At 65.1% G+C, this 26337-nt stretch carries 28 protein-coding genes; 11 read left to right on the forward strand and 17 right to left on the reverse strand.

The features are described 5' to 3' along the window. Window positions 1–629: 629 nt before the first annotated feature. From VKT83_03970 to VKT83_03985, 4 genes are all read right to left on the reverse strand, one after another. Window positions 630–1742, reverse strand: coding sequence for a hypothetical protein (locus VKT83_03970; GenBank protein ID HLY21605.1), 1113 nt, complete (start codon window positions 1740–1742; stop codon window positions 630–632). A 318-nt stretch (window positions 1743–2060) separates the two neighbouring features. After that, complete coding sequence (locus tag VKT83_03975) at window positions 2061–3806, reverse strand: hypothetical protein (GenBank protein ID HLY21606.1); 1746 nt, start codon at window positions 3804–3806, stop codon at window positions 2061–2063. Window positions 3807–3838: 32 nt separating this feature from the next. Then, window positions 3839–5926: a hypothetical protein gene (locus VKT83_03980; GenBank protein HLY21607.1), complete on the reverse strand. Its 2088-nt coding sequence runs from the start codon at window positions 5924–5926 to the stop codon at window positions 3839–3841. Beyond that, entirely contained in the window at window positions 5923–7446 is a 1524-nt protein-coding gene (locus tag VKT83_03985) for a glycosyltransferase family 39 protein (protein ID HLY21608.1), read from the reverse strand. The genes VKT83_03980 and VKT83_03985 overlap by 4 nt, the downstream gene beginning before the upstream one ends. A gap of 100 nt (window positions 7447–7546) precedes the next feature. On the opposite strand from VKT83_03985, the gene VKT83_03990 reads away from it, so the two are divergent. The 11 genes from VKT83_03990 to VKT83_04040 all read left to right on the forward strand — a co-directional run bounded on the left by VKT83_03990 (window position 7547) and on the right by VKT83_04040 (window position 18245). Beyond that, window positions 7547–8602, forward strand: a complete 1056-nt coding sequence (locus VKT83_03990; GenBank protein ID HLY21609.1) for a glycosyltransferase family 2 protein — start codon at window positions 7547–7549, stop codon at window positions 8600–8602. Continuing rightward, on the forward strand, window positions 8508–10526 hold the full coding sequence (asnB, locus tag VKT83_03995; GenBank protein ID HLY21610.1) for an asparagine synthase (glutamine-hydrolyzing): 2019 nt from the start codon (window positions 8508–8510) through the stop codon (window positions 10524–10526). The genes VKT83_03990 and asnB overlap by 95 nt, the downstream gene beginning before the upstream one ends. 8 nt (window positions 10527–10534) lie before the next feature. Then, window positions 10535–10906, forward strand: a complete 372-nt coding sequence (locus VKT83_04000; GenBank protein ID HLY21611.1) for a GDP-mannose 4,6-dehydratase — start codon at window positions 10535–10537, stop codon at window positions 10904–10906. Next, complete coding sequence (locus VKT83_04005; GenBank protein HLY21612.1) at window positions 10903–12480, forward strand: hypothetical protein; 1578 nt, start codon at window positions 10903–10905, stop codon at window positions 12478–12480. Before VKT83_04000 ends, VKT83_04005 begins: the two co-directional genes overlap by 4 nt. A gap of 68 nt (window positions 12481–12548) precedes the next feature. After that, window positions 12549–13067 carry a methyltransferase domain-containing protein gene (locus VKT83_04010; protein HLY21613.1) on the forward strand — a complete coding sequence of 173 codons (519 nt, stop codon included), beginning with the start codon at window positions 12549–12551 and terminating at the stop codon, window positions 13065–13067. Beyond that, window positions 13001–13960: a DUF1385 domain-containing protein gene (locus VKT83_04015; GenBank protein HLY21614.1), complete on the forward strand. Its 960-nt coding sequence runs from the start codon at window positions 13001–13003 to the stop codon at window positions 13958–13960. The genes VKT83_04010 and VKT83_04015 overlap by 67 nt, the downstream gene beginning before the upstream one ends. A gap of 222 nt (window positions 13961–14182) precedes the next feature. Further along, window positions 14183–14662, forward strand: coding sequence for a hypothetical protein (locus VKT83_04020; protein ID HLY21615.1), 480 nt, complete (start codon window positions 14183–14185; stop codon window positions 14660–14662). Between the two features lie 184 nt (window positions 14663–14846). Continuing rightward, the gene (locus VKT83_04025) at window positions 14847–16031 is read left to right on the forward strand and encodes a Tad domain-containing protein (protein ID HLY21616.1); all 1185 of its coding nucleotides are present in this window, start codon (window positions 14847–14849) and stop codon (window positions 16029–16031) included. A 54-nt stretch (window positions 16032–16085) separates the two neighbouring features. Continuing rightward, the gene (locus VKT83_04030; GenBank protein HLY21617.1) at window positions 16086–16451 is read left to right on the forward strand and encodes a hypothetical protein; all 366 of its coding nucleotides are present in this window, start codon (window positions 16086–16088) and stop codon (window positions 16449–16451) included. Between the two features lie 15 nt (window positions 16452–16466). Beyond that, window positions 16467–16979, forward strand: coding sequence for a TadE/TadG family type IV pilus assembly protein (locus VKT83_04035; GenBank protein ID HLY21618.1), 513 nt, complete (start codon window positions 16467–16469; stop codon window positions 16977–16979). A 48-nt stretch (window positions 16980–17027) separates the two neighbouring features. Then, on the forward strand, window positions 17028–18245 hold the full coding sequence (locus VKT83_04040) for a S53 family peptidase (GenBank protein HLY21619.1): 1218 nt from the start codon (window positions 17028–17030) through the stop codon (window positions 18243–18245). 21 nt (window positions 18246–18266) lie between these two features. Here the strand turns inward: VKT83_04040 and VKT83_04045 are convergent, their stop codons facing one another. From VKT83_04045 to map, 13 genes are all read right to left on the reverse strand, one after another. Beyond that, the gene (locus tag VKT83_04045; protein ID HLY21620.1) at window positions 18267–18572 is read right to left on the reverse strand and encodes a hypothetical protein; all 306 of its coding nucleotides are present in this window, start codon (window positions 18570–18572) and stop codon (window positions 18267–18269) included. Window positions 18573–18725: 153 nt separating this feature from the next. After that, window positions 18726–19496 carry a tRNA pseudouridine(38-40) synthase TruA gene (gene truA / locus VKT83_04050; GenBank protein ID HLY21621.1) on the reverse strand — a complete coding sequence of 257 codons (771 nt, stop codon included), beginning with the start codon at window positions 19494–19496 and terminating at the stop codon, window positions 18726–18728. A 14-nt stretch (window positions 19497–19510) separates the two neighbouring features. After that, window positions 19511–20407 (reverse strand): energy-coupling factor transporter transmembrane component T, encoded by an 897-nt coding sequence (locus VKT83_04055; GenBank protein HLY21622.1) that lies wholly within the window; start codon window positions 20405–20407, stop codon window positions 19511–19513. Between the two features lie 3 nt (window positions 20408–20410). After that, complete coding sequence (locus tag VKT83_04060; protein HLY21623.1) at window positions 20411–21376, reverse strand: energy-coupling factor transporter ATPase; 966 nt, start codon at window positions 21374–21376, stop codon at window positions 20411–20413. Further along, a complete protein-coding gene (locus tag VKT83_04065) occupies window positions 21373–22245 on the reverse strand; it encodes an energy-coupling factor transporter ATPase (GenBank protein ID HLY21624.1) in 873 nt (290 codons plus the stop codon). The genes VKT83_04060 and VKT83_04065 overlap by 4 nt, the downstream gene beginning before the upstream one ends. A gap of 5 nt (window positions 22246–22250) precedes the next feature. After that, a complete protein-coding gene (gene rplQ, locus VKT83_04070) occupies window positions 22251–22601 on the reverse strand; it encodes a 50S ribosomal protein L17 (protein ID HLY21625.1) in 351 nt (116 codons plus the stop codon). A gap of 1 nt (window position 22602) precedes the next feature. Further along, on the reverse strand, window positions 22603–23538 hold the full coding sequence (locus tag VKT83_04075) for a DNA-directed RNA polymerase subunit alpha (protein HLY21626.1): 936 nt from the start codon (window positions 23536–23538) through the stop codon (window positions 22603–22605). Window positions 23539–23691: 153 nt separating this feature from the next. Next, window positions 23692–24318 carry a 30S ribosomal protein S4 gene (gene rpsD, locus VKT83_04080; protein ID HLY21627.1) on the reverse strand — a complete coding sequence of 209 codons (627 nt, stop codon included), beginning with the start codon at window positions 24316–24318 and terminating at the stop codon, window positions 23692–23694. 10 nt (window positions 24319–24328) lie between these two features. After that, the gene (gene rpsK, locus VKT83_04085; GenBank protein ID HLY21628.1) at window positions 24329–24715 is read right to left on the reverse strand and encodes a 30S ribosomal protein S11; all 387 of its coding nucleotides are present in this window, start codon (window positions 24713–24715) and stop codon (window positions 24329–24331) included. Window positions 24716–24733: 18 nt separating this feature from the next. Continuing rightward, the gene (gene rpsM, locus VKT83_04090; GenBank protein HLY21629.1) at window positions 24734–25135 is read right to left on the reverse strand and encodes a 30S ribosomal protein S13; all 402 of its coding nucleotides are present in this window, start codon (window positions 25133–25135) and stop codon (window positions 24734–24736) included. A 16-nt stretch (window positions 25136–25151) separates the two neighbouring features. Beyond that, window positions 25152–25265 (reverse strand): 50S ribosomal protein L36, encoded by a 114-nt coding sequence (gene rpmJ / locus VKT83_04095; GenBank protein HLY21630.1) that lies wholly within the window; start codon window positions 25263–25265, stop codon window positions 25152–25154. 49 nt (window positions 25266–25314) lie between these two features. Then, window positions 25315–25533 (reverse strand): translation initiation factor IF-1, encoded by a 219-nt coding sequence (infA, locus tag VKT83_04100; protein ID HLY21631.1) that lies wholly within the window; start codon window positions 25531–25533, stop codon window positions 25315–25317. Window positions 25534–25562: 29 nt separating this feature from the next. Further along, window positions 25563–26336, reverse strand: a complete 774-nt coding sequence (gene map / locus VKT83_04105) for a type I methionyl aminopeptidase (GenBank protein HLY21632.1) — start codon at window positions 26334–26336, stop codon at window positions 25563–25565. Window position 26337 lies beyond the last annotated feature (1 nt).

Consider the following 26337-nt stretch of genomic DNA (forward strand, 5'->3'; position numbering starts at 1 on the left):
GGATGGACGAACGAGCGGACAAAGGCAGTAGCAAGAAAGTTGGCGGGTTAATTTGGTCCGCATACGGCTTCCCTTGATTCACACGAGCGAAGAGTCGAAGTAGTGACGGGCTGCTGATCATGATGCGACCGATGATACGTCTTTCCAATAGGTCTTCGGTGAGGATACCATCCCAAACTTGTCGAATCCAAGCTCGGTTCGATTTCTTTGGATCGGAATTGGCCCGAGTGCGCACTCGTTCCGCCACAGCCCCATTTTCAGAAGCCTCGGTCCCGCCGTCCCACTCATTCGTGCTGGCGCAACCGGCGTGCTGGCCGGCTCCGCCGCGACATGCGCCTGCCAATGCCGGTGGAGTGTCGTCTTGGAAACTGCGTACTGCGCGGCGATGTCCCGGAACGAAGACCCTCTGCCGAGGCCTGATTAATAGTCTTGTGATGGGTGTGTGTGCAGATCGTGCAGGGTCGTCCTATTGAAAAACACTCTGGTGTCACGAATAGAATTCGAGTTTCTTAAGCTAAATTGTACAGGACACTCAGAGGCCGCGACCAGATCGCGAGATATTGCCGTTCCGCTAGGCGGGAAATCTGTTACGGTTCCGGCAGTTTCGAACCCGCTTAGCTCCTAACCCCTCATATGATGACCCACGAACCAATCGTCCAAAGAGCCATGAAGAAACCCTGCGACATCGCCAAACCGATTTCAACGTCCGGCCGGTTGACCTTCGCGAGCAGAATATAGAGCGGAAATGCCTCCAAGAGGTGCCGAAGAAATGCATAGGATCTTGGGAAATCTACGACTGGCAGGAGCACCGAGTACAAAGCCAGCACCCATAGAGGACGCGAAAGATGTCGACGATTTGGGAGCAGGAGAGCCAGCGCCATGATGAAAGCCGCGGAGCTCAAGCCGAGCCCGGTGATCAGCGAGCCGTTCACCGTCTTGCCGGCGTCATTTCCCGATGGCAAAAGCTTACTGTTCGAAGGGGCCATCCAACTCTGGTGAATATGCCAGTAGGCAAGAAAGTCTCCCGTGAGCCGATACTGATAGAAGAGAAACGCGGCCGTTCCCAACGGAATCAAGAGAAGAAAAAGCGCATCCGGGCGCCACACTCGTGTCGCTTTCACCGGCCCGTCTGGTAGGCCACGGTTCTGCAACGCATACATGTAGGCCAGTGGCGCAACCGCAAGAATGCCTTCGGCCCTTGTGAGAGCGAGCAAGAAACCGAAGGCGCCAGCCGCCCGCCAATTGCCCATGCGCGCGTAATAGAAACAAGCAACGAGCAACGCCAAGAACAGCGGTTCGCTGAGAACGGCCGAAAGAAGAAAGGCGGACGGAAAGGCGAAAAGGTACCTCACCGTGCGCGCCGCGACTTCGGCGCCGTCATTAAGAAGGACCAACCGATAGAGGGTGAAGCAGGTGATCAGAACGCAGACATTGGAAACCACGAGTCCGCCGACGTACGGGCCTCCAACGGCGTATCCGACGATCCGCATGAGGAGTGGGTAGAGCGGAAAGAAATTATAGTTCGCCTGGCCGAGCGCGTTCCGCGTCGCCGAATATCCATGGCTCGCAATGTCCACGTACCAACCGGTGTCCCACGCGCCCCAGATGTCCAGCAACCCCCGCTGAGAGGTATATTGGGGCCAAAAAAATCGGGCGCCGGGCACGCTCGCGAGCAGGGGGCCGACCGCCGCGCGGGACGAAACGCCAATAATTTCTAAGGTTAGTCGGGTGATCAGAAACACCGCAATTATCTGTATTGCGTGCGGAGGAATCGGTAGCGGTACCGCCACGCGTCGCCGTGCGCCGGAGCGCGACGCCGCCGTTCCTGTCGATTCCGACAAGCCTGCTGACGGGACTCGCCTCATGGCGTGCACCTAAGTGGCCCGAAGCCACTCGATTTCGGCGCCACTAAATGTCCTTCTGCGCCAGCCTCACCGTGAGCGGGGCTCGTACGCAAGCGACTGTTCAATCGTCTCAATATTCGTCCGTTGGCCATTCATTTCAGGAGGGCAAGACTCCTCTGCTAGTCGTTGCCCTTGACACTGAGTACGGTCCGCTCCTCATGGGGCCCGCACGGCTATGCGCCGATCGACCTGCCGCCAAACAAAGACTCCGTCAACCGAATCTGGGACCCAGCCAAGGGCCTCAACGAGGAAAGCCAACGCTTCGCGCTCGTGCGGGGACGGACCCAACAAGACCGTCCGTATCCGCTGGCGCTCCAACACAGCGATGACGTCCGCCCTCAAAGCCGGCGTCAGGGTGGGGACGCGTCCTACGTCTTCGATTTCGATAAGTGCGCGCGACAAGGAAGTCGGTGCAGGCCACGGAGCCCTGCCCTCTCCGAACGCGTAACCCTCCGGCATCTTGAATGCCATGCGTGCCTCGGCCTGCCACAACATCGCCGAGGCGTGATCGGCGGCAATGTCCGTGGAAAACGGCACGATCAGCGCAGGGGACTCGATCGCCTGCGCATCGCGCGGCCGGCGAAAGAAATCCGGCACATCGAGGCTGGTCGCCGGGTACAAAGGGATTCGCGGAAACAGAAAGGCCAGGGCCGCAAGGCTGGCCACGGCCCTGAGAACCCGCTGGTGACGCGGCACCGATCGGTCGGCGATGTAGAGCGCGAGCACAAATCCCAGCGGCAGGTAAAGGTATTCCCCGAACCGGTTTGCCGCAATGTCCCGAAAGAAAGGGACGACCTGGAACAAGCGCCACGGCAGCGGTATGCCGGTGGATCGGTTGCCCGCGATGTGCAGGGAAGGTCCCAATGAACAAATCACGATCGCGATCAGGAGGGTAAGCAGGAACCGGACCGTCGCGTCGCCGCGCTTTGTGCGGCCGATCACGGCGAGCAACACGATTAACGGGATGCCGACGTACGTGTTCCACTCTCCTCCCGTAAAGCTCGCGGACAGGAACAGCGACCCGAAAATCGCCTGCGGCGATGTGGGAAGAATAAAGCTCAACAAATTCGCGGCGTAGAAATCGGCCACGCCGTGGACGGGATGCGACGGCTGCCAGCGGCCGAGGAACGTGAGATAGAGTGGATAGGACAGCACCGGAAATGCGATCAGGAATGCGAGCGTCAGGCTGCGCAGCACGTACCGCACGCGCTGTGACGTGACGGCATGGCGGCACGCGACAAGCAGCACCAGGGTGCCGATTGCTGCAAACACGCACTCCATGAGCAGCACTTCGGCGCTGATGAAATACTGGATGAGCGCCAGCGCGGCCAGTTTGGCGCCGTTGTTCCATGCGGGCCGTCGCTGGGCAATGAGGACGTCGTGCAGCACCAGTAGGAATAAGGGAGGCGTGAACGCCGTGGTCATGTGAAGGTGACCGACGGCGTGGGCCGTCTGAAAAGGCGAGAACCCATAGACGGCACCCGCGAGGAGCGCGGGAAGGAATCCGCATCCGAAGACCCGGACGGCGGCAAAGTATGCACTCCACGCCGATACGATCAGGCTCAATATCAACGCCAGGTTGTACGACAAGATGGGGCCGGCCGACACGGTGACCGGACTCATCACGAGGCCGACGAAGGGCACGGCGGTATTCCAGGCGAGGTTGGCCCCCGAGTCGGAGAAGATCCAATTGGTCAGCAGCGGGTTGAGGTGATGTGCCAGCGCGTACGGGATCCACGCGAGAAACCACATGAATGACAGGGGATCCTGGGCAGCCGGCCCGCGTTCTCCCCCAATGTAGGCTGTTGCGGGATGAGAGAGGATCGGGAAGAACAAAATCAGGGCAAAGCAGCTGTAAAGGGCGAAGGCCAGGACGTGCTGCCCTGTCGGTCGCCCGGCCATCGGCCGCGTCAGCCACCTCGTGAGAGGCGCTTTCATTTGTCCCGCAGGTCCGCGGGAAACACCATGACCAGCCGTCCGTATCCGGTGGGGGTGGACGGGCCGGAAAGGATGTTTGGATACGGAAAGTACGTTGCCTTGGCGACTCGGCGGTATCGCTCGATGATCGGCGCGATTTCGCCGGAGGAGCCGAGGACGCCTACGGCGACATTGTCGGCGCCCCAAGGCCCAAGCCAGCCGAGGACATGAGTCCAGTTTGCCCGAGCGGGCTCCTCATATCCACCATACGTCGGGGCTAGGAGGTCCATCTGCTCAGCCCGCAGCGGGGTCAGCGCCGAGAGGCGGCCCCCTCGTGCCGTATATCGTTTCGCCGCTTGGACCAAATCACTAAACTGGTCGAGCAAGAATCGGCCGCACACAGGGGCCTCACGGGAGTCCGACAGAACGGCGGCAGGCACCCGGTAGACCGTCACGCCACCTGTCCGCGTCCCCGCACTGCCCACGAAGGACGACAGCCACCCCCACGCTTCTTGGTCGGGCCCCGCGATGATGATAGCCCGAACGTCGTGGGCAGCAAGGAATCCCCGGAGGCATATCCGGTACCTCGGCACAATTGGGCCGGAATAGAGCATGTACGTGACGAACGAGCGGGAGAATGATCGCGGCACCAAAGGTCCCAAGTAGCCGCCGCTCATGGGGAACCACATCCCGGTTTCAGCCTGCCACAGCATGCTGTCCCCCGTGTACCCGTACGGCACGACTATGGTATTTTCGTCTCTGCCCAACCGCCTGAAGTCGCCGCTTTGAAAGAACGCAGGCACATCGCGCCAAGTGTCGCGGCCCGGAGCGCCGAGATTGGGGGCAAGACAGATCAGCGCGAGCGCCGCAAGCGCCCACCGTTGCCAGCGCTTGCCATGCTCGTCGCTGAGCCACAGCGCGACCATCACCCCGGCGACAAGCGTCACGTACAGGGTGAAGCGCGCCGGCAACGCCTGCCGGATCAGCGGAAGGTACACGGTGAGCGCCCACGGCGTCGGGCCGATCTCTACGCCGGCAATATGAAGGATTGGACCGAGCGCTCCCGCCGCGGCCGCGGCCGCGGAGAAGATCAGGACCTTGGTCCGCCGCGCGGACCAGTACTTGATGGCACATAGAACGATGAGCGCGACCAGCGGCAGACCAAGATACGCGCCCGCCTCGGCGTAGTTCCCGGAGAATCGCGACGAGACCGTCGTGAAGGTGCGCCCTCCGAGCAGGGTCACAGGCGTCGGCACGACGTAGTTGAGCAGGTCCGCCGAGTATATGATTGGAGAAGAGATGAGACCGGGAAGGTCTGCGATGCCCTTGACCACATAGTAGAGATAGGGGGCGAGCATCAGCCCCGCGAGCGCGTACGCAAGCACCACGTACCCGGCCACACGCAGCATCCGGGTCCGTCCACCCGAACTATTGAATGCCAGACCGATGATGAACGCCACGGCCCCCCAGACCGTAGCGGTGGCAAAAATCTCGGTGGAGAAGCCAAACTGCAGAGTCAGGAGCAGCGCCGTGACGATCACAAACCGCGTCGCCCGCACTTCTCGCTCGTAGAACCGGAGCGAGAGTAGCGCGAGGAGCGGCACGACAAACGTTAGACCGAGGTTGAGATGACCGTGCCCCTGCAAGTGTGCCAGTTCATACGACGAGAAACCGAAGATATATCCTCCCGCCAGGGCGGGCAGGTGCGCTCGGGTCATGTGCCTGCACAGCAGAAATGCGGTCCAACCGGCGAGGGCCGGGGCCAGAAGCGACGCGATGTTGAACGCGACGACGGGACCAACGGACAGTGTGAGCGGCGCAAGAGGCAAGGCGGCCGCCGGCACGGAGGTCGTCCAGGCGAGGTTCACCCCGTCCGGCGCCCACACCAATTTGGTGAGAAATGGATTCATTCCGTGCTGGATCGCATGAGGCCACCACGCGAGAAACCAGATGAAGAGATCCGGATCCGCACCCGAGCCGACGGTGTAATGCCGCGGATCCCTGAGGGTCGGCCACCCAAAATCGGCGACGGACACGAGGAGATACACAATCAGCGCCGCGATTGAGAGACGCCGGTCCGCCCACTCCCGCGTCCCTCTCATCATCGCGGCTGTTCTTGAAACAAGTAGATGCGAATCGTCGGCAGACCCGGGAACGTGCGCTGGTCCACAACTCTCCCCGCGGCGGCCAGCGCTTGCGGCACCAAGTGGCGGGGGTCCGTCCACCACTCATGACTGTATACAAGCCAGACGCGGCGATACGCGCCGGCCATGCCGCGCAGTCGTGATGTGTCGGCCGGCGTGGCCCTGGGTTCTCGCAGGCCGCCGTCCGGGAAATCCCGCGGCACACCGTGTTCCGGGATGGTCAGGCCCCACCGATGGAAATAGTAATCAAACGGCAGCTGGACAAGATTGTCGTGAAAGAGGATCACGTCGTCCGAGGCGACACTCGTCGCGACATAAGCGGCGGCGCGGTCCCACGCTTCCCACTTCGGCATCGTTCGGTAGTAGACGATCAACCCGGCCAGGCAGCTCAGAAGAACGAGCGCGACGGCTGCGTACCGCGTCCCGCTGCGGCGCAGCGTCAACAGGCCGCGGGCGGTCAGCAGGCACGGCACAAGCGATGTCCAGATCAGAGTTCGATACCCGGCTGTCAACGTTGCCGGCGTAAGCAGCGGAAAGCCTGCCAGGCCGAGGACCACCGCGCACCCGATCGGCAACATCCAGACGATCAAAACGCACCGGATCCAACGACGGTCGGTCGACGAATCCAGGAGGCCCCTCACGATCAAGGGAACGGTCACCGCGAGCGCCAGGGCGGCTGCTCCCAAGCGCGCGCCGGTCGACGGTTCGGGGCGCGCTCCAAAAAGCGGCGAGAATGCGTCCGGCAGCAACGAGGCCGTTGCGCCCCACACGCTGAGCGACGTCGGGCCCGCGGTCCCGGCCCGGAGCTGGCCCGCAAGCATCAGCAGTATCGGACTCCACGCAAGCACGACAAGGCCCTGAGCGACGGTCCAACGCCGTATGAACGTCGATGTCACACCCGGGCGGCCGCGGAGCAGGATGACGATCACGTTTGCCGTGGCGAGCAGCAGCGCGGCGCTATGCTCGGTCCACACCGCGGCGGCCATGCCGACGACGTACAAGCCCCAGGCGCCGCGCGGCGGCCGCTCGCGCAGCACGAGGACCAGTCCCAACAGCGCGACGGTGGCCGCGAGCATCAGGAGCGGATACATTCGCGCTTCCTGACCGTACCACACGTTAAACGGCGATAGGGCCAGGAGCAGCGCCGTAAGAAGCCCAAGGCTCGCCCCGCCGAGCGCGCGGCCGAGAAGATACGCCGCGGGGATCGTGAGCATCTCTGCTATCGTCGAAAAGGCGCGTAGGGTCCCCACCCGGTCGCCAAGGGCCAGCCAGAAGTGGAGCAGCATATAGTAGAGGGGCGGGTGTGCATCGAGCCGAGCTGTCCACCGCCAGATGTCGGGCACGGAATGTCGTGCCATCCACAGGCTAAATGCTTCGTCGGTCCACAGCGGTGGCAGCCCGAGATGAACGAGCCGAACGACCGCCGCGAGGAGCATCAGCGCAAGGACGAGTCGTGCTTGCCGTGTCGCGTCTCCTCCCATACCGCTCCTCATTGTAACGCCCAGAGCCATCCTACCCGAAGACTACCCAGCGCGGTGCCCGGGCATATCTCTACAATGAAAAAGGAGTTCAGAAACGGGGATGGAAGCCTCGCCCATCAAGCGATCGGGGGAAGTGATCATGACGCCAATAGAGGCGCCAAGCGGGTCGGATTGCGACGTCTCTATTATCATCCCCGCGCATAACGAAGAAGAAAGCGTCGCCCACCTCCATCAACAAATCGTGGACGCCATGGGGCAGTCGGCCGTGGCGTGGCAGGTGGTGTACGTGGACGACGGCAGTACCGATCAAACGTTCCAGATCTTGGATGCGATCGCCCAGCGGGATCCCCGCGCCGTCGTCGTGCAGCTCCGCCGCAACTTCGGCCAGACCGCGGCCATCGCGGCCGGCATCGATCACTCGAGCGGGACGGTCATCGCGCTCCTGGACGCCGATATGCAGAACGACCCCGCCGACATTCCTCGGTTGCTAGAGAAGCTCGACGAAGGGTATGACCTTGTGAGCGGCTGGCGGAGAAATCGACAGGACGCGTTCTGGAACCGGCGCCTGCCATCCATCGTGGCAAATTCGCTCATCTCCGCGGTGACAGGCGTCCGTCTGCACGACTACGGCTGCACGCTGAAGGTGTACCGGCGGGACATCCTGGAGCATGTCCAGCTGTACGGCGAGATGCATCGGCTGATTCCGGCGTACGCGGGATCGGTGGGAGCCCGCATCGCGGAGATGCCGGTCAATCACCGCGGTCGCCGGTTCGGCAGATCGAAGTACGGCATGGCGCGCACGATGAAGGTTCTCCTCGATCTGCTCACCACGAAGTTTCTGTCGAACTATGTGACAAAACCGATCTACCTCTTCGGCGGCAGCGGTCTGGGGCTGGCGTTCATCGGGTTCCTGCTCACCGCCGTGGTCGCCGTTGAGAAGATCTTCTACGGCATCTGGGTCCACCGAAACCCACTGGCCTGGATCGCGGGGTTCAGTTTCGTGTCCGCGTTGCAGTTGATGTTGATGGGCCTGCTCGCGGAAATGACAGTCAGAATCTACCATGAGTCGCAGCGCAAGCCTACATACCTGGTTCGCCGGGTCGTCAACCGTCCTGAGGACACAGTCGTTGTGCGGCATATCCGGGTTCGTCGCTAGCGCGCTCGAAGGGGACTGCGCGGAATCGACTATTCGGGCCATGTGCCGGGCGATCCGGCACCGCGGGCCCGACGACGAGGGCTATCATTTCGAACCCCAGGTGGCCCTTGGGATGCGCCGCCTGAGCGTCATCGATCTCGCGGGCGGCCACCAGCCCATGAGCAACGAAGACGGGACCGTCTGGATCGTTTTCAACGGGGAAATTTACAATTTTCTCGCGCTGCGGGCGGCGCTGGAGGGCCGGCATCGCTTCCGCAGTCGCTCGGACACCGAGGTCATCGTGCATCTTTTCGAGGACCTCGGTGCCGGCGCGGTCGAGCGGCTCGAGGGGATGTTCGCGTTCGCTGTTTGGGACGGGAATCGCAAGCGCCTGGTCCTGGCCAGGGACCGGATGGGTAAGAAACCCCTGCACTATGCGCTGCTTGGCCGAGAGTTCATCTTCGCCTCGGAGCTGAAGGCGCTTCTTCAGCATCCGCGGGTGACCCGGACGATGTCGATTTCGGGCCTCGCCCGCTATCTGGTGCATGACTACGTCCCGGCTCCCGGAACGATCTTTCGCGGGATCAGCAAATTGCCGCCGGGCCATACCCTCGTCTACGAGGACGGGACCGTCCGGCTGCACCGGTATTGGGATCTGCCGGCGCCCGAGGGACCAACGGGCCTCACGGAGGATCAGGACGCGCGGCGGCTGCAGCAACTCCTGGAGGACGCTGTGCGGCGGCGACTGATCAGCGACGTCCCGCTGGGCGCTTTCTTGAGCGGCGGCATCGACTCGTCCGCCGTCACCGCCCTGATGGCGCGGAACGCGAGCGGTCGCGTCAAGACGTTCAGTATCGGCTTTGCGGAAAAGTCGTTCGATGAGGCGGCGCATGCTCGCCGGATGGCCGCCCGCCTGGGTACTGATCACCACGAGACGGTCATCACGCCCGCGGCGGTCTTCGATCTGATCGGCCGGATCGGCACGCTCCTCGACGAGCCGCTCGCGGACGCGTCGTTTCTTCCCACGTATCTCCTGTCTCAGTTCACCAGTCAGCACGTGACCGTGGCGCTCTCAGGCGACGGCGGCGACGAGTTGTTCGCCGGATATCCCACCTACCAAGCGCACCGCATCGCGCGACTCGCGGAGCGGGTTCCCCGTCCTCTATTGCGGGGGGCGCGGGCACTGGCCGAGCGCCTCCCCGCCTCGTACGCGAACTTCAGCCTCGACTTCAAGATCAAGAAATTCACCGCCGGGCTCGGCTATCCGCTGGAGCTTCGCCATGCCCTCTGGCTTGGATCGTTCGGCCCGGCGGACCTGCCGGCTCTCCTGACGCGGGACGCCTGGCGTGAGGTGGCGGAGGACGACGTCTTCTCCGAGGTTCGCGGGCATGCCGCGGCGGCGGGGAATCGAGATTGGTTGCACAAGGCGCTCTACCTCGACGCCAAACTGTATTTACAGGACGGCGTGTTGGTCAAAGTCGATCGCGCCAGCATGGCGTGTTCACTCGAAGTGCGCTGTCCGTTCCTCGACACGGCGGTTGTCGACTACGCGAGCCGGCTCTCCGGATCGAAGAAGCTCCGCGGCCTGACCACCAAGTACCTGCTGAAACGCAGCCTGCGAGACATTCTGCCGGCCGATCTCCTGCGACGCCGGAAGAAAGGATTCGGAATTCCGCTCGGGCCCTGGATCCGCGGAGCGCTGCGGGACGTCTTTGAGGAAACCCTCGATCCGCGGCGCATCGCCGGGCAGGGAATCCTCCGGCCGGATGCGGTCAGCCGTCTTCTGTCGGAACACCTTGCGGGCCGGCGCGACCATCGGAAGAAGCTCTGGAATCTCTTTGTGTTTCAGCGGTGGCACGCGGCGTACGCAGACCCGTATTCGGTGTCGGCGGATGGGCAGGGACGGTGTGCTTCGTCCGTCGCCGCCCGGACCGCCGCGCAGTAGAGCCGCCGGTGAGGACCCTCGTCGCCGGCTGCGCGGGATTTATCGGCGCGAAGGTGAGCGAAGTCTTGGCGCGCGACGGCCACGAGGTCGTGGGGGTGGACAACCTCAACGACGCCTACGACGTGCGCCTCAAGAATTGGCGTCTCGAACAGATTCGGAGGATGCCGGGACTGACCGTACAGCAGATGGACATCACCCACGAGGGGGCCCTCTCGGAACTCGGCGAGCGGCACCAATTTGACGCCGTAGTGAACCTGGCCGCCCGCGCCGGGGTGCGGCAGAGTCTTCTCACGCCCGACCTCTACTACGGGACGAACGTCGCGGGGACGCTTCGGCTCTTGGAATTCTGCCGATATTCGCGGAACCTCCCGCCCGCTTGAAGGGCCAGCCGAACCCTCTTGGCCGGAGTCCGCTGCCGAGCGGCGCCGATATAGTTTTCCTGGCCCTGCTCTACCTGCTGATCGGGGTCCGCGCGAACAGCCTGTTCGACGACGCCTCGACGGGCTGGCACCTCGTCAGCGGACAGTACATCATCGCCCACCTCCACCTGCCTCGCTATGACCTGATCTCCTACACGTTTCCGACCAGACCCTGGGTGCCCTTCGAATGGCTCTTTGATGCGGTCGCCGCGGCGTTGGTCCAGATTGGGGGACTTCCGCTGCTGGCCGTCGTCGCGGGCTCGGCGATCGCGCTGCTGTTCTTTCTGCTCTTCCAGGACGCGCGGCGCGCGGGCTGTCCATTCCTGACTGCTCTTGCGTTGACGCTGATCGGGGCGCTGGCGTCGTCCGTCCACTGGTTGGCGCGACCGCACCTGTTCACTTTTTTCGGCGTGTACGTCTTCGCGCGTCTCCTCGAAGCATTCCATCTGCGCCACCTCTCGGGGCCCGCCGTGACCCTCCTCCTCGGCGTCACCATGCTCGTGTGGTCAAACGCGCACCCCGGGTTTGTGATCGGGTTTGCCATGATCGTCATCTATCTCGTCAGCGAGGCGGTCTCCGCCGCGGTCGTCTCGGGACCCGGCGGGAGCGAAGCCCGGCGACGTGCGAAGGTCCTGCTCGCAGCCCTGACAATCGTCGTCGCGGCGTCCTTTGTCAATCCAAACGGTCTGGCGCTGTATCCGTCGTTCGGTTCCGCCCTGCAGCAGCTCGGCAGAAACGTCATGACGCAGGAGTTCCAGTCACCGACGTTCCACGGTGAATTGTACTCCGTGTCGCTGGAGTTGCTGTTCGCGAGTTTCATCCTGGGGCTCGCCACCTCGCGTCGCAGGCCGTGGCTGGGTCAGTCCCTGCTCGTGTTGGCGTTCGCGTTTCTCGCGTTGAACGGGGTCAGAAACGTACCGTTGTTCGTGATCGTCTCGATCCCGGTCATCGCGGACCTGTTGGCGGACAGCAATCTGCTGGCGCTCGTCGGCGCCACAGGCGGCGCGCATGCCGGTTGGGTCGAGGCATGGGTGCGCGGCTGGCAGCGTATCGAGCGGGGCTACAATCAGATGGAGTGGCGATGCACGATGCACCTCGCTCCGATCGCCGCGGTGGCGCTGCTCGCCCTCTCGTGCGTTTCGGCCGGCCGGATTCCCGGCGTGCGCCCGCTGGTCTCGTCGTCGTTCGATCCGCGCCACGTACCGACTACGACGCTGGCCTACATCAGAGACCATGACCTTGCCTGGGATCGCGGGCTCAGTCTGGACAACTGGGGCGGCTATATCCGGTACGAAACCGGCGAGCGTATCTTCATCGACGACCGAACAACGTTCTATCCCTGGGAGTTCTATCAGCGGTACGTGCAGATGATGTTCGCGCAGCCGGGATGGCGGAAACGTCTGGACGACTATAGATTTGAATGGGTGCTCGTTCCCAAGAACTCACCGCTCGCGGCCGCATTGCGGGAACGCCCCACCTGGCAGATATCCGCGGAGGATGCGGCCGCCTACCTGTTCCTCCGCAAGAGTCCATAGGCAGCGGTGCGGCGTCCCTCGTGAAACGGCTCAACATCGGATGCGGGGAATTCAGAAAGGACGGGTACGTGAACCTCGATATTCGCCCGGACGTGGGCGCGGATATCATCCACGACCTCCAGGAATTTCCTTACCCGATTCCCGACAACGAGTTCGACCTGGTAGAAGCCGACCACGTCCTGGAGCACCTGCGTGATCCATTCCCAGTGATGCGAGAACTTCACCGAATCACGAAAAATGGCGGCCTGGTCGTCATCCGCACCCCGCACTTCTCCAGGGGCTTTAGCCATCCGGAACATCAGCGGGGATTCGATGTGTCTTTTCCCCTCTACTTTCAGCCCCGATTCAAGGGGGGCTACCAGGGAGTCGAGTTCGAGTTGAAGGAAGTTCGCCTGACCTGGTTTGCCCAAACGTATCTGAAGAGGGCTGCGCTATCTCCCGCGCAGTATTACCTCGGCGTAGGGCTCGGCGGCATCTTTTCGTTTCTCGCCGGCCTCTCGCCTTACGCGTGTTCCCGGCTGTGGTGCTTCTGGGTCGGCGGCTTCGAAGAAGTTATGTTTCGCCTTGCGGTCAAGAAAGACGAGTAGGTCACAACGCCACGCGCCAGCCCAGATTGACTGATCCCGCGTCTCTCACGCTGGGAGGGCAGGCGGTCATCGAAGGCGTGATGGTGCGCTCCCCTCGGTTCGTCGCGGTCGCGATCCGTGCGCCACAGGGGCACTGCGAAGTGGCAACACGGCAGGTCTCATCGCCGCTCCTGACCTGCAAATGGCTGAGGGCGCCCTTCGTGCGGGGGGCGGTTGCGCTCATCGACGGCTTGCTGATCGGAACGTGGGCGTTGATGAGGTCGGCCGGGGCGGCGCATGCGGATCACACCGCGCCGTCCGCGGGGAAGATCCGCCTGATTCTCGTGCGCAGCCTCACGATCTCCATTGCGCTGTTTTTTCTCCTCCCGACGATTCTCGTGCGCGTCCTCGCCGGGTCGGCGGCATCGCCCCTGGGTGAGAATTTGTTGGAGGGCGCCATCCGCATTGCTCTTGTGCTCGCATTCCTCGCGCTCGTCGGACGCATTCCGGCCATTCAGCGTGTCCTCCAATATCATGGCGCCGAACATAAGGCCATCCACGCGTACGAAGCCGGTCTGCAGCTCGACGTCGATTCGGCCAGGCGAATGAGCCGGTTCCACCCGCGTTGCGGCACAAGCTTTTTGCTCGTTGTACTGTTGGTGGCAGTCGCGATGTTTGCGGCGCTCGGACACCCCTCACTCTTGGTCCGGCTCGCCGAACGCATCCTGCTGCTCCCGGTCGTTGCCGCCGCGAGTTTCGAACTCCTGCGATTGGCGCTGCGGTTCCGAACCCTCGGTGTGGTCACCGCCCTCGGATTGTGGCTGCAGCACCTGACCACGCAAGACCCCGATGATCGGCAACTCGAGGTCGCGCTGACGGCCCTGAAGACGGTGCTCGCGACCGAACAGGACTGACGGCTCGGCACGCTCCGCGCCAACAGGGGCCCCGGCGGGGACCGGCGAAGCTACCCTCCCGGTTACCATGGCCGCACGGGACCGCCATCCATCATAGGCCTTCGTTGTAAGTAAAGGGGGAGTCGTATGAAAGGTGCGGTGGGATGCATCGCTCTGGCCCTCTGCCTTGCCATGCCGGCACCGGTCGGAGCGCAGGCAGCGCCGAAAGGGACGATCACAGGTGTGACGCCCTATTCGCTCGGGATGACAACGACGGACGCGCTCGCGGCCGATGCGACGCTCGCAACCGCCACCGGGACCGCCTGCGCGCCGGCGGCGAAGGCATATGCAACGCGGGTTACCGCGCCGATCGGCGGCTATCCGTACACAGCCAATCTCGTCCTGTGTTTCCTGCAGGACCAACTGGGGGCCATCTACTTGACGTGGTCCGCAGGGACGTCCCGGGAGAACCCGATCGCATGGCAGTTGGCGACACGGTCTCTCGCGGCGCAACTCGCCGGGTCCTACGCGCCGCCGGTAGTCACTCGGCGGTACACTGTTGACGACGACATGGGCGCCGTGATGGAAATGTCCGACGCCCAGGGCAACCTGCTCACCATGATCGCGGACCCCGGCCACCATCCCGATATCGGGGTTACGTACATGTCAACGGCCTACGACCAGGCGGTCAACGGCAAGCGGATCACCGTGACGTCATATTGACCGGGGCCTAATCTACCCGAATACCTACCCGGCGGGTAGTACGCCGGCCGGCAGGTTTTTGATACCCTATTAAGGTCAATATGGTTAGGAGCGTCCGAATGCGGCGTACCGTTGGGAGGAATTTAGGATGAAGAGGGCGGCGGCAGGCTGGGGGCGGCGCTTCGCGAGAGATGAGCGCGGGTCCGTGTTCCTCATCGTCGGCACGTTTCTCGTCCTTCTGCTCTTTGTCGGGATGGCGACCGACTTCGGGATTTTGCTGCGTCACCGGAGGGCCATGCAGAACGCCTGCGACTCCTCCGTACTGGCGGGCGCGCAAGATCTGAAGAGCACCACCCGGTCGGCGACTACGACGGCGCAGACGTACGCTCAGCGCGACCTAACCGAGAACAGCATCGTGTGGAACGCGAACAATTTCTCCGCGCAGACCCAAGATAAGAACGGCAACGCCACCGGCACCAACCCCGTCCGCCTCTGGGCCTCCTACCAGTTGCCCGTGCCGCTGTTCTTCCTCGCTTATGCCGCCCCGTCAGTGACGGTGCGGGTGCAATGCGCCGCGGAGATCGTTCCTGCCGGGACCGCCAGTTTGTACCCGCTTGGGATGAACTTCAACACGTTCAACACATTTTGGACCCAGAACAACGGCTGCACCACCGCGGGGCAAGCCGGCTGTTTTGCCGGATGCCCGTTGATCGGGGCACCACTCGGTAACGCCCCCGCCGCGTGTGCCACGGATTATCAATTAAGCGTCGGCACCTCCGGAGGCGGCCAGCAGCAATGGGGATCAGGAAACAGCGGCACACTACAGATGGTCAATACTACCGCGTGCGGCACCCAGAGCACCGGAGCGGCAGTCTTCGCCTGCGTGCTCGGCAATGGGAGTGGCAACACGTCCTCAACGAGCACGCCGCCGCCGCCCTATTGTACGACGCCGGCTCCTACGGGCCTGAATTACCCCAACGGAGGATGGAATGCTTGTTCCATCGTCTCACCACAAACAGGTGTGACATTGGGTACCACCCCTCAGGGGAATAACACCTTTGGCACGGGCATCAAGGGCGGCATTGGGTACATTTGTCAAAATTATGCCAACCCGTATCCGGGACCGACGTCTGGGAAGACGTGGGTGATCGCCTTGCCGCTCATCAACCCGAACGCTTTCACGGCAGTGAACGGATCAAGTCAGTCGGTGGACATCGTCGCATTTGCCAACTTCGAACTCGACTGTCCCGCGATGAACAATGGCGCGACGCTCAGTGGAAACAGCCCGTTTATCCTGGGACGGTTCGTCCAATGGATATGCGATACGTGCGTGGCAGGCAATCCCAATGGCGTGGATACCGGAGTGGAGACCATCATCCTCGTTCAGTAGGATCGTCGACGGGAACGCCGGAGCACCGGGAAGGCAGGCGGGATCAAGGCGCACGTGCAGTGGGGCGCGCCGCTACGCGTGATGTTGACCGCGGCGCTCGTGGCTAATTCGCTCGACGCGGTCACGACCTGGGTCGCAATCACGCGGTTCCAGGGACGCGAGGTGGGCATTCTCGGCTGGTGGGTTGTGAGGACGTGGGGCCTCGGCCCGGCGATGGTCCTGTTGAAGGGCGGCGCGGCTGTTCTCATCGTCACCGTCGCCTTGGTCGGGACTGACGGGCAGCCCCGCTGGTGGCGGGCGACACCTAAGCAGCGATGGCTGGTCCTGCTGGCGCTCACGGCGGCCACGCTGTGGTTCGGCTATCTCGCAACCCGAAATGCGTTCGGGGCCTGGATGGTGTATCGGACGATGGGGCAGTAAGAGGTGAAACTCAGAATGAGGAATCAGCGAGGCCAGTCTACGGTCGAGCTCGTGCTGCTCATGCCGTTGTTGCTGGTCTTGGTCTTTCTCATCTTCGAGGTCGGCCGGCTATTCGGGTCGTGGCTGCTCATCACAAACGCGGCACGCGAGGGGGCGCGGTTCGCGGCGGTTTCATGCGTCCCCACGAATTCGGCCGGCCTGGGGACGACGTGCCCCACAGGCACCGATCCCACGTCGTTGATCGAGCAACAAGTCCAGCAGAGCGCGCAATTCCTCGCCGTACAAACGACGACGGCATGCACGTTCTCGGGCAACACCATCTCGGTGCCCTCGGGTAACACGTCGTGTGTGGCTGTCACGTATACAGCGGACAGCGGCGGGAACGGGGACGGCGTCGTCACTGTGCGCGTGGCCTACCAGGTCCAGACGCTGATGCCGATCACGGGAACCATTCCGTTTCTTGGGACCGTCAACTATCCCGGTTCGCTGCTGGTCACGGCGACGTCGTCGATGAGGTTGGAGCAGTAGGGACCGCAGTGTAGGCAGTCCTACCGCCACTGACGGAGGGGGAGAAACATGAGGCGCGTCGTACTGGCTCTGCTCGCCATTTCCTTGATGATACCGATTGGTGCGCGGGCCCAAACGCTCGAGGGACTCCGAGATCGTCCGGCACGTCCGCCCATCCACGTGCGCGGCTCCGCCACGGGCGCGCCGACCGGCTATTCGCCGTCACAAATTCGAGGCATTTACGGGTTTTCGTCGCTGCCCGCGACAACCAACGGCGCCGGCCAAGTGATCGCGATCATTGACGCGTACGATGATCCGACGATCGCAGGCGACCTCCAGACGTTCATCAGCAAGTTTGGGCTCCCGGCGATGAAAACGAGCAATTGTCAGGTGGGCACAGGGTCGAATCCTCCCTGCTTTCAGAAAGTCTATGCGCAGGGCAAACCAAGAACGAACGGCAACTGGGCGCTCGAGGTTTCACTCGATGTCGAGTGGGCGCACGCGATCGCGCCGGGAGCCGACATCCTGCTGGTGGAAGCGCAGAGCAACAGCCTCTCGAACCTCTTGAGCGCGGTCACGGCCGCCACGAGCAACGCGGCGGTCCGCGTCGTCTCGATGAGCTGGGGGGCAGGCGAGTTCTCATCGGAGACGGCCTATGATTCCTATTTCAGCGCCCAGAACATGATGTTCGTCGCATCTTCCGGCGATTCCGGATCTCCGACCTGGCCCGCCGCCTCGCCGAATGTCGCGGGGGTGGGCGGTACCATGTTCACGAATGCAGCCTGTTCCGCGTCCGAATGTGTATGGAACGACGCGTACCTAGGCTACAGCTATTCCTCGGGCGGCGGGGCGAGCCCGTATGAGGGTGAACCCGGCTATCAGTCGAGCTGGCAAACCCGAGGCTCTCGAGGCATCCCGGACGTTGCGTACTACGCCGACATCACTCCGGGGTACTCTGTGTATGATTCGACGGCATATAACGGCCAGAAGGGTTGGTTTGCCGTCGGGGGGACCAGCGCCGGATCGCCCCAGTGGGCCGCACTATTCGCCCTCGTAGACCAGTTGCGTGGCTGCGGCACGGCAAACGGCAGCTGCCTGCCGGGCGGGTCCCAATCGCCCTACCCTCTCTACCTTGTAGGATACGCCGGCAGCAATTACAACGACATTAAGACAGGTTGCAACGGCAATAACGTGTGCGCCGGATCCGCATATGATTTCGTAACCGGCATCGGGAGCCCCCAGGCCCAAAACTTGGTGCCGAACTTGAGCGCGTCGTCGGTGCCGTAAGGGACGGGCCTCTCGCCTGGGCTACCGATGTCGTTGCCGGAGACGGCTCGTCGGGCCGTGGCCCGACGGCGCGACGAGCCGCAGTGTCCCGACAACCAGGAGGGCGGCCACCGCGGCGACAACCACGACGACGAACGTAATGAGGGTGTCTTGCTCACTTTTGGACAAAACAGGAAGCGTCCTGACGGCGGTATCCCCGACGGGGCGGGCGACGGCTGCCCAGAACTCCGCGAATACCGCGGCCACGGCCTCCGCCAGCGCTTGGATCCCGCGCAGGCCCCAGTTCATCATCTGCTGGATATCGGACGGAATCTCGAACAGCGTCATCCAGGTCACCCCCGGTTCCATGATACGGACGCTGTATCGGTACTACGCATTAACACTATCACATTCCGCTGCCGGCGGCCACCACTTTGGGCGTCCAATCAACCCATCGCGATGACGCCTGCACAGAGGCCGCCGGTGCGCTGACCGGCGGGGTCAGTAGTCGACCCGGACGAGGTAGAGGCCGTGCGGCGGCGCCGTCGGGCCGGTCCGCCGGTTGTCCGGGTCGGCGAGGAATTCTCCCACCGCTTGCTCCGGAAGCCGGCCGAGCCCGACGCGGATCAGCGTTCCCGTGATCATGCGGACCATATGCCGTAAGAATCGGTCCGCCGTGATGACGATCCGCACGCGCGGAGGCGGGAACAGCGCGGCTCCGTCCGCCGGCTCGACCGCGACCGCGCGGACCAAGCAGATCGTCGTCCGGGTATCGGAGCCGGCGCCGCGGTAGGCGACAAAATCATGACGGCCGGCCAGCGCCGCGACCGCCCGCCGCATCACGGCGACGTCGAGCGGCTCGGGCACGTGATGGACCAGCCCGCGCAGCAGCGCCGGCGGTCCTGGCCGGTTGAGGATTTCGTACTGATAGGTGCGCGCGGTCGCGTCATACCGCGCGTGGAACCCGTCCGGCGCGTCTTCGGCCGCGACGACACGCACGTCCGGCGGCAGATGCGCGTTGAGGGCCGCGGGGAACCGTGATGCGGGGATGCGGCTCGACGTCACAAGACTCGCCACCTGCCCGAGGGCATGCACGCCGGCGTCGGTGCGGCCCGCGCCGATCACGGGCACCGTTTCGCCCGCGATCTCCGCGACGGCCCGCTCGAGCGTCGCCTGCACGGACGGGGCGCCCTCCGCGGCGGATCCGCGCTGCCGCTGCCAGCCGCAGAACCCGGCGCCGTCGTACTCGACGATCAGCTTGACCGTCCGCACCGCCCGAGGGGCCGCTACCGCTTGTGCGGGGCCGGGGGAACGAGCGGGCGCGCGGGCGCGTGCGGCGCCGCGGCCGGCCGGCCGTGCGTCCACGGCAGCCCAAGCGGCGGGTGCGGCACGGCGAGCAGCCCGGCCACCGCCACGAGGACCGCGAACGCGGCATAGTCGCGCGGCCGGAGCACCAGTTCGGTCATCCGGGTCCGGCCGTCCCCCCCGCGATAGCCGCGCGCCTCCATTGCCAGCGCGAGCGCTTCCGCGCGCCGAAAGGCTCCGATGAACAGCGGGACCAGCAGCGGGACCAGCGCGCGGGCCCGGCGCACGATGCTGCCCTGGTTGAACTCCGCCCCCCGCGCCATCTGCGCTTTCATGATCTTGTCCGTCTCCTCGATCAACGTCGGGATGAACCGGAGGGCAATCGTCATCATGAGCGCGAGCTCGTGGGCCGGCACCCCGATCCGGCGGAACGGCCGCAAGAGGCGCTCCAGGCCGTCGGTGAGTTCGACGGGCGAGGTGGTAAACGTCATAAGCGACGTGGCGACGATCAGCAGCGCGAGGCGCGCGCCGTAGAAGAACCCAATCGACAGGTTCTCCCGCGTGATCGTGATGGGGCCGCGGTGGAACACGGGGTGGCCGCCCGGGGGCCCGAAGACGATCTGAAGCACCACCGTAATCGCGAGCAGCCAGAACACCGGCCGCAGCCCGCGCAGCACGTAGCCCGGCGGGATGCGCGAGGCGAGCACGATCACCGCCAGCAGCGCCGCGTACGCGAGGAGATCCGCGAACGTGTGCGCCACGAACACGACGACCGCCAGCACGAGCGTCGCCAGAATCTTCGTGCGGGGATCCAGCCGGTGGATCGCCGACTCCACCGGCACGTACTGCCCGAACGCGAAGTTGCGCAGCAGATCCATCGGTCAGGTGCCCGCGGCCCCGTCTGAGGCGGGACCTCCGGCCGCTCCGAGCCCGCCCCGCCGCCGCAGCGCCTCGAGAATGGCGGCGCACGCCTCGTCGACCGTCAACACGTCGCGGCGCACGGCCCAGCCCGCCTCCCGCAGCCGGTGGACGCACCGCGATGCCTGGGGCACGTCGAGTCCAAGGGACGCGAGTTTGGGGGCGTCGGAGAACACCGTCCGCACGGGCCCGTCGTCGACGAGGCGGCCGTGGTCGAGGACCACCACCCGATCGCACAGGGCCGCCACCGCGTCCATGCTGTGCGTGATCAGCACCAGCGTAAGACCGGCCTCGCGGCGCAGCCGCGCGACGTGCCCGAGGATCTCCCGGCGGCCCGCGGGGTCGAGCCCCGCCGTCGGCTCGTCGAGGATCAGCATCCGCGGCTGCATCGCCAGCAGGCCCGCGATCGCGGTCCGGCGCATCTCGCCGTTGCTGAGCGTGAACGGTGAGCGCGGGCCGAAGCGCGCCGGGTCCAGCCCGACCTGGCGCAGCGCCTGTTCAACGCGCCGGTGGATCTCATCCTCGCCGAGGCCAAGGTTGCGGGGGCCGAACGCGACGTCGGCCGCGACGGTCTCTTCGAACAGCTGGTGCTCAGGATACTGGAACAGGAGCGCGATCTGCTGCCGCACGCGGCGGCGGTCGACCTCCCTGGCGTGAATATCGACGTCGTCGAGGTAGACCCGGCCTTGCGTCGGCCGCAGCAGCGCGTTGAAGTGCTGGACGAGCGTGGACTTGCCGGACCCGGTCGCGCCGATGATGCCGACCGCCTCGCCCGCGCGGATCTCCAGCGAGACGTCGTCGACCGCGGCGGTCTCGAACGGCGTGCCGCGCTGATAGACGTGCGAGAGCCGGTCGCAGCGGATCACGACGGAGGCCGCTGACGCGGCGCCGGGGGCGCGCGTGTCGAGAATCGTGGTCTTCGAGCTCACGGTCCGCGTCCGGCCAGCGCGGTGAGAGACGCGACGAGCTGATCCACCGTCAGCACGCCGGCGTCGAGCGGCACGCCGCCGCGCGCGAGGGCATGCCTGAGGCGCACGATCTCCGGCGGCTCGAGCCGGAGGCCGCGCAGCGCGTCCTCGTTCGCGAAGACATCCGCCGGCGGGCCTTCGAGGGCCACGCGTCCCTCCGCGAGCACGACGACCCGATCGGCGAGCGCGGCTTCCTCCATCGCATGGGTGATGAGCACGAGCGCGAGTCCGTCGCCTCGGCACAGCCGCAGCGCCACCTCCATTACCTCGCGCTGCCCTTCAGGGTCGAGCATCGACGTCGCCTCGTCGAGCACGAGGCACTTTGGCGCCATCGCCAGCACGCCGGCGATCGCCACCCGCTGCTTCTGGCCGCCGGACAAGAGATGCGGCGCGCGGCGCCGGAGCGCCTGGAGCCCGACCACGTGCAGCGCCGCATCGACGCGGGCGCGGATCTCCGCGGGCGGCAGGCCCAGGTTCTCGGGGCCGAAGGCGACGTCTTCCTCGACCACCGCGGCGACGAGCTGGTCGTCGGGGTGCTCGAAGATCATGCCGACGCGGCGGCGGATTTCCCACACCGCGTCCGGATCGGCCGTGTCGAAGCCGTCGACCAGGACGTGCCCCTCGGTGGGCAGGAGAAGGGCGTTGAGATGCTTTGCGAGGGTGCTCTTGCCGGAACCGTTCCCGCCGACGACCGCCACGCACTCGCCGGCCCACACGTCGAGGTCCACGCCGAGCAGCGCGGGTACGGCCTCGGGGGTCCCGGCGTGGTACGTGTGCGCCAAGCCGCGGACCTGGATCAGCGCTTGGGATCCCCCGGGCGCCCCCGGCACGGGAGTTACTGGATCAATTCGAGCAGCGCCATCTCCGCGGCGTCGCCGCGCCGCCGGCCGAGACGCACGATCCGGGTATAGCCTCCGCGACCCTTCTGGTACCGCGGGGCCACCGTGCCAAAGAGCCGGCGCACCACCGCGGGATCGGTCAGCAGGCGCGCCGCCTGGCGGCGGGCCTGGACGTCGTTCCGCAGCGCGAGGTCGATCATCCGGTCGGCGACCTTCTTGGCCTCTTTGGCCTTGTGGGTCGTCGTCCGGATCCGGTCGTGCTCGATCAGCGAGGACACGAGCCCGCGAAACAACGACAGCCGGGCGGCGGTGTCGCGGCCGAGACGGCGGCCGGTCTGGCCGAACACGTCAGGCTCCCCTCCGCCGCAGTTCGAAGCCGAGGCCGGCGAGCTTCTCCTTGACCTCGTCGAGCGACTTGCGGCCGAAGTTCTTGACGTTGACGATCTCGTCCTCGGTCCGCTGCAGCAGGTCGCCGACCGTGTTGATGCCGGCGCGCTTGAGGCAGTTGTACGGCCGCACCGAAAGATCCAGCTCCTCGATCGGCATCGTCGCGACTTTGTTCGTTTCGTCGGCCGGCGCGCCCGCAGCGACTTCCGGACCCGCGGCGGTGCCGGCGAACAGCCGGAAGTTCTCGATCAGCTGCCGGGCCGACTCCTGGAGCGCCTCCTCCGGACGGATGCTGCCGTCGGTCCAGACCTCCAGCACGAGCCGGTCGTAGTCGGTGGCGTGCCCGACGCGGGTATCCTCGACGGCGTAGTTGACCTTCTGGATCGGGGAGAAGATCGAGTCGACCGGGATCACGCCGATGACGTGCTCGCTCTTGCGGTGGCGCTCCGCCGGCACGTAGCCCTTGCCGCGCTCCACGACGAGCTCCATTACGAGGTGCGCGTTCTTGCCGTCGAGCGTGGCGAGGTGGAGATCGGGGTTCAAGATCTCGACCTCCGCGTCCGGCTGCAGGTCCCCGGCCGTGACTTCCTTCTTGTTCTTGACGTCGAGCCGCAGCAGCTTCGGCTTGTCGCTGTGCAGCTTGAAAGTGAGCTCCTTGAGGTTCAGGATCAATTGCGTCACGTCTTCGACCACGCCCGGCACTGTCGAGAACTCGTGCAGGACGTTCTCGATCTTGACGGACGTCACGGCCGCGCCCGGGATCGCGGCGAGGAGCACACGCCGCAGGGCGTTGCCGAGGGTCACCCCAAAACCGCGATCGAGCGGCTCTACGACAAACTTGCCGTATGTGTCAGAGAGCTCCGCGTACTCGACCTTGGGCTTGTTCATGTCCCACACGCCCGTCAACCCCCTCTTTCCGCTCGAACCGCCGAGCACGTCGGTCCCTCCGGGCAGGCCCGTCCCAAAGGACACGCCGGACATTCCGGGAATGGCGCGGATCGATGTTGCCGTCTGGTCCTCAGACATTCGTGGCTACCCCTTACTTCGATGTTATCTCGAGTAGTATTCGACGATCAGCTGCTCATGCACGGGCACGTCGATGTCGTCCCGGGCCGGCAGCGTCAGCACCCGGCCGGTCAGCCCGTCCGGCTGATATTCGAGCCAGCCCGGCGTGCCTCGGCCCGGCGCCTGGCCGGCGAGGGAGGCAAAGTGCGGCAGCGCCCGGCTCCGCTGGTCCACCCCGACGCTCTGTCCCGGCTTCACGAGGAACGCCGGCACCGTGACGCGCCTGCCGTTCACCGTGATGTGCCCGTGCGCGACGAGCTGCCGCGCCGCCTTGCGGCTCGACGCGAGGCCGAGCCGGTACACGACGTTGTCAAGCCGGGACTCCAGAATTTGCAGCAGGCGGGTGCCGGTGACGCCCGTCGCGTGCGACGCCATTTCGAAATAGTGCTTGAACTGAGTCTCGTAGACGCCGTAGAAGCGGCGCAGCCGCTGCTTCTCGCGCAGCCGGATCGCGAAATCCGAGGGCTTGCGCCGGCTCGGCGCGTGCATGCCGGGCGGGGTGGTGTCCTTGGCCACCGGACACTTGTCGGTGTAGCACTTCTCGCCCTTGAGGTAGAGCTTCATGCCCTCCCGCCGGCACAGCCGGCAGACCGGTCCATGGTACCGTCCCATACGTTCTCCTCTACACCCGCCGCCGCTTCGGCGGCCGGCATCCGTTGTGGGGAATCGGAGTCACATCCTTGATGAGGCTGACTTCCAGGCCCGCCGCCTGCAGCGAGCGGATCGCGGCCTCCCGGCCGGATCCGGGGCCTTTCACGAAGACCTCAACCGACCGGACGCCGTGCTCCATCGCCTTGCGGGCGGCGTTCTCGGCGGCCAGCCCGGCGGCGAACGGCGTGCCCTTGCGGGAACCCTTGAACCCCGAGGTGCCCGCGCTCGCCCACGCCAGCACGTTGCCCTGCAGGTCGCAGATCGACACGACCGTATTGTTGAACGTCGATTGAATGTGGGCGATGCCCGCCGGAACGTTCTTGCGTTCCTTGCGCTTGCCGCGGGTCGGTGTGGTCATCCGGTCTCGTTGCCTCCCTTAGCCGGCGGCCGGCGCCGCGGCGGTCTCGGTCTTGGCCTTGCGGGCGCCGACGGTCTTCTTCTTGCCCTTGCGGGTCCGGGCGTTCGTCCGCGTGCGCTGGCCGCGCACCGGCAGCCCCTTGCGGTGCCGCTGGCCGCGGTAGCAGCCGATCTCAACGAGGCGCCGGATATCCATCGCCACATCGCGCCGCAGGTCGCCTTCCACTTTGTAGTTGCGGTCGATCACCTCGCGCAGGCGGGTGACTTCCTCGTCCGTGAGCGCGCGCACGCGCGTGTCGGGATTCACCCCGGTGATACCGAGGATCTCCCGGGCGCGGCTGCGGCCGATCCCGTAGATGTACGTCAGGCCGACTTCGACCCGCTTCTCACGCGGCAGGTCCACGCCCGCGATCCGCGCCATCCGATGCCTCCTCTGCCTAGCCCTGCTTCTGCTTGTGCTTCGGGTTCTCGCAGATGACCATCACGCGGTTGCCGCGCTTGATCACCTTGCACTTCTCGCACATCCGTCTGACCGATGCCCGTACCTTCATGACACACTCCAGACGCCGGCGCATCCCGCCGGCTAGTCCCCGCTAGGGGTTAACGGAATCGATAGGTGATCCGTCCCCGGGTCGGGTCGTACGGCGAGAGCTCCACCTTCACGCGGTCGCCGGGCAGGATCCGGATGAAATGGATCCGCATCTTGCCGGAGATGTGGGCCAGAATCTTGTGTCCGGACGCCAGTTCCACCCGGAACATGGCGTTGGGGAGCACTTCGACGATGGTCCCTTCGACCTCAATGACGTCCTTCTTGGCCATCCCCTACCCCGTTGACGAACAATTGTTTATTATACCGACGCTTCCGCGGGAAGTCTAGTCAGCACGTCGGCGCCCGTCTCCGTCACCGCCACCGTGTGCTCGAAGTGCGCGGAGGGACGGCCGTCGGCCGTCCGCACCGTCCACCCGTCCCGCTCCATCACCACGTCCGGTCCGCCGATGTTGACCATCGGCTCGATCGCCAGCGTCATGCCGGTCCGCAGCACGAGCCCCGTCCCGCGCCGGCCGAAGTTCGGCACCTGCGGTTCCTCGTGCAGCCGCCGGCCGACCCCGTGGCCCGCGAAATCGCGGACGACCGAGAACCCGGCCCGCTCGGCGTGACGCTGGATCGCCGCGCCGACGTCGCCGAGCCGCGCCCCCGCCCGCACCGCCTTGATCCCCTCCTCGAGGGCCTCGGCCGTCACCGCGAGCAGGCGCCGCCGCGGCTCGTCGATCTCTCCGACGGGCACCGTGACCGCGGTATCGCCGTGGAACCCGTCGACCTCGGCGCCGAGGTCGAGGCTCACGATCTCGCCGTCCCGCAGGGCCCGGCGGCCGGGGATCCCGTGGACGACCTCGTCGTTCACGGAAACGCACACGCTCGCCGGATAGCCCCGGTACCCGAGAAACGACGGCACCGCGCCGAGCGCGCGGATGCGGTCTTCGGCGACGCGATCCAGCTCGCGCGTGGTCACACCCGGCCGGACCGCGGCGCACACGTCCCGCAGCGCGAGCGCCGCGATCTGCGCGGCGCGGCGCATCACGGCGATCTCGCCGGCGGACTTGACCGAAATCGAATCGGCCATC

Source organism: bacterium, assembly GCA_035308905.1.
GTDB lineage: Bacteria > Sysuimicrobiota > Sysuimicrobiia > Sysuimicrobiales > Segetimicrobiaceae > DASSJF01.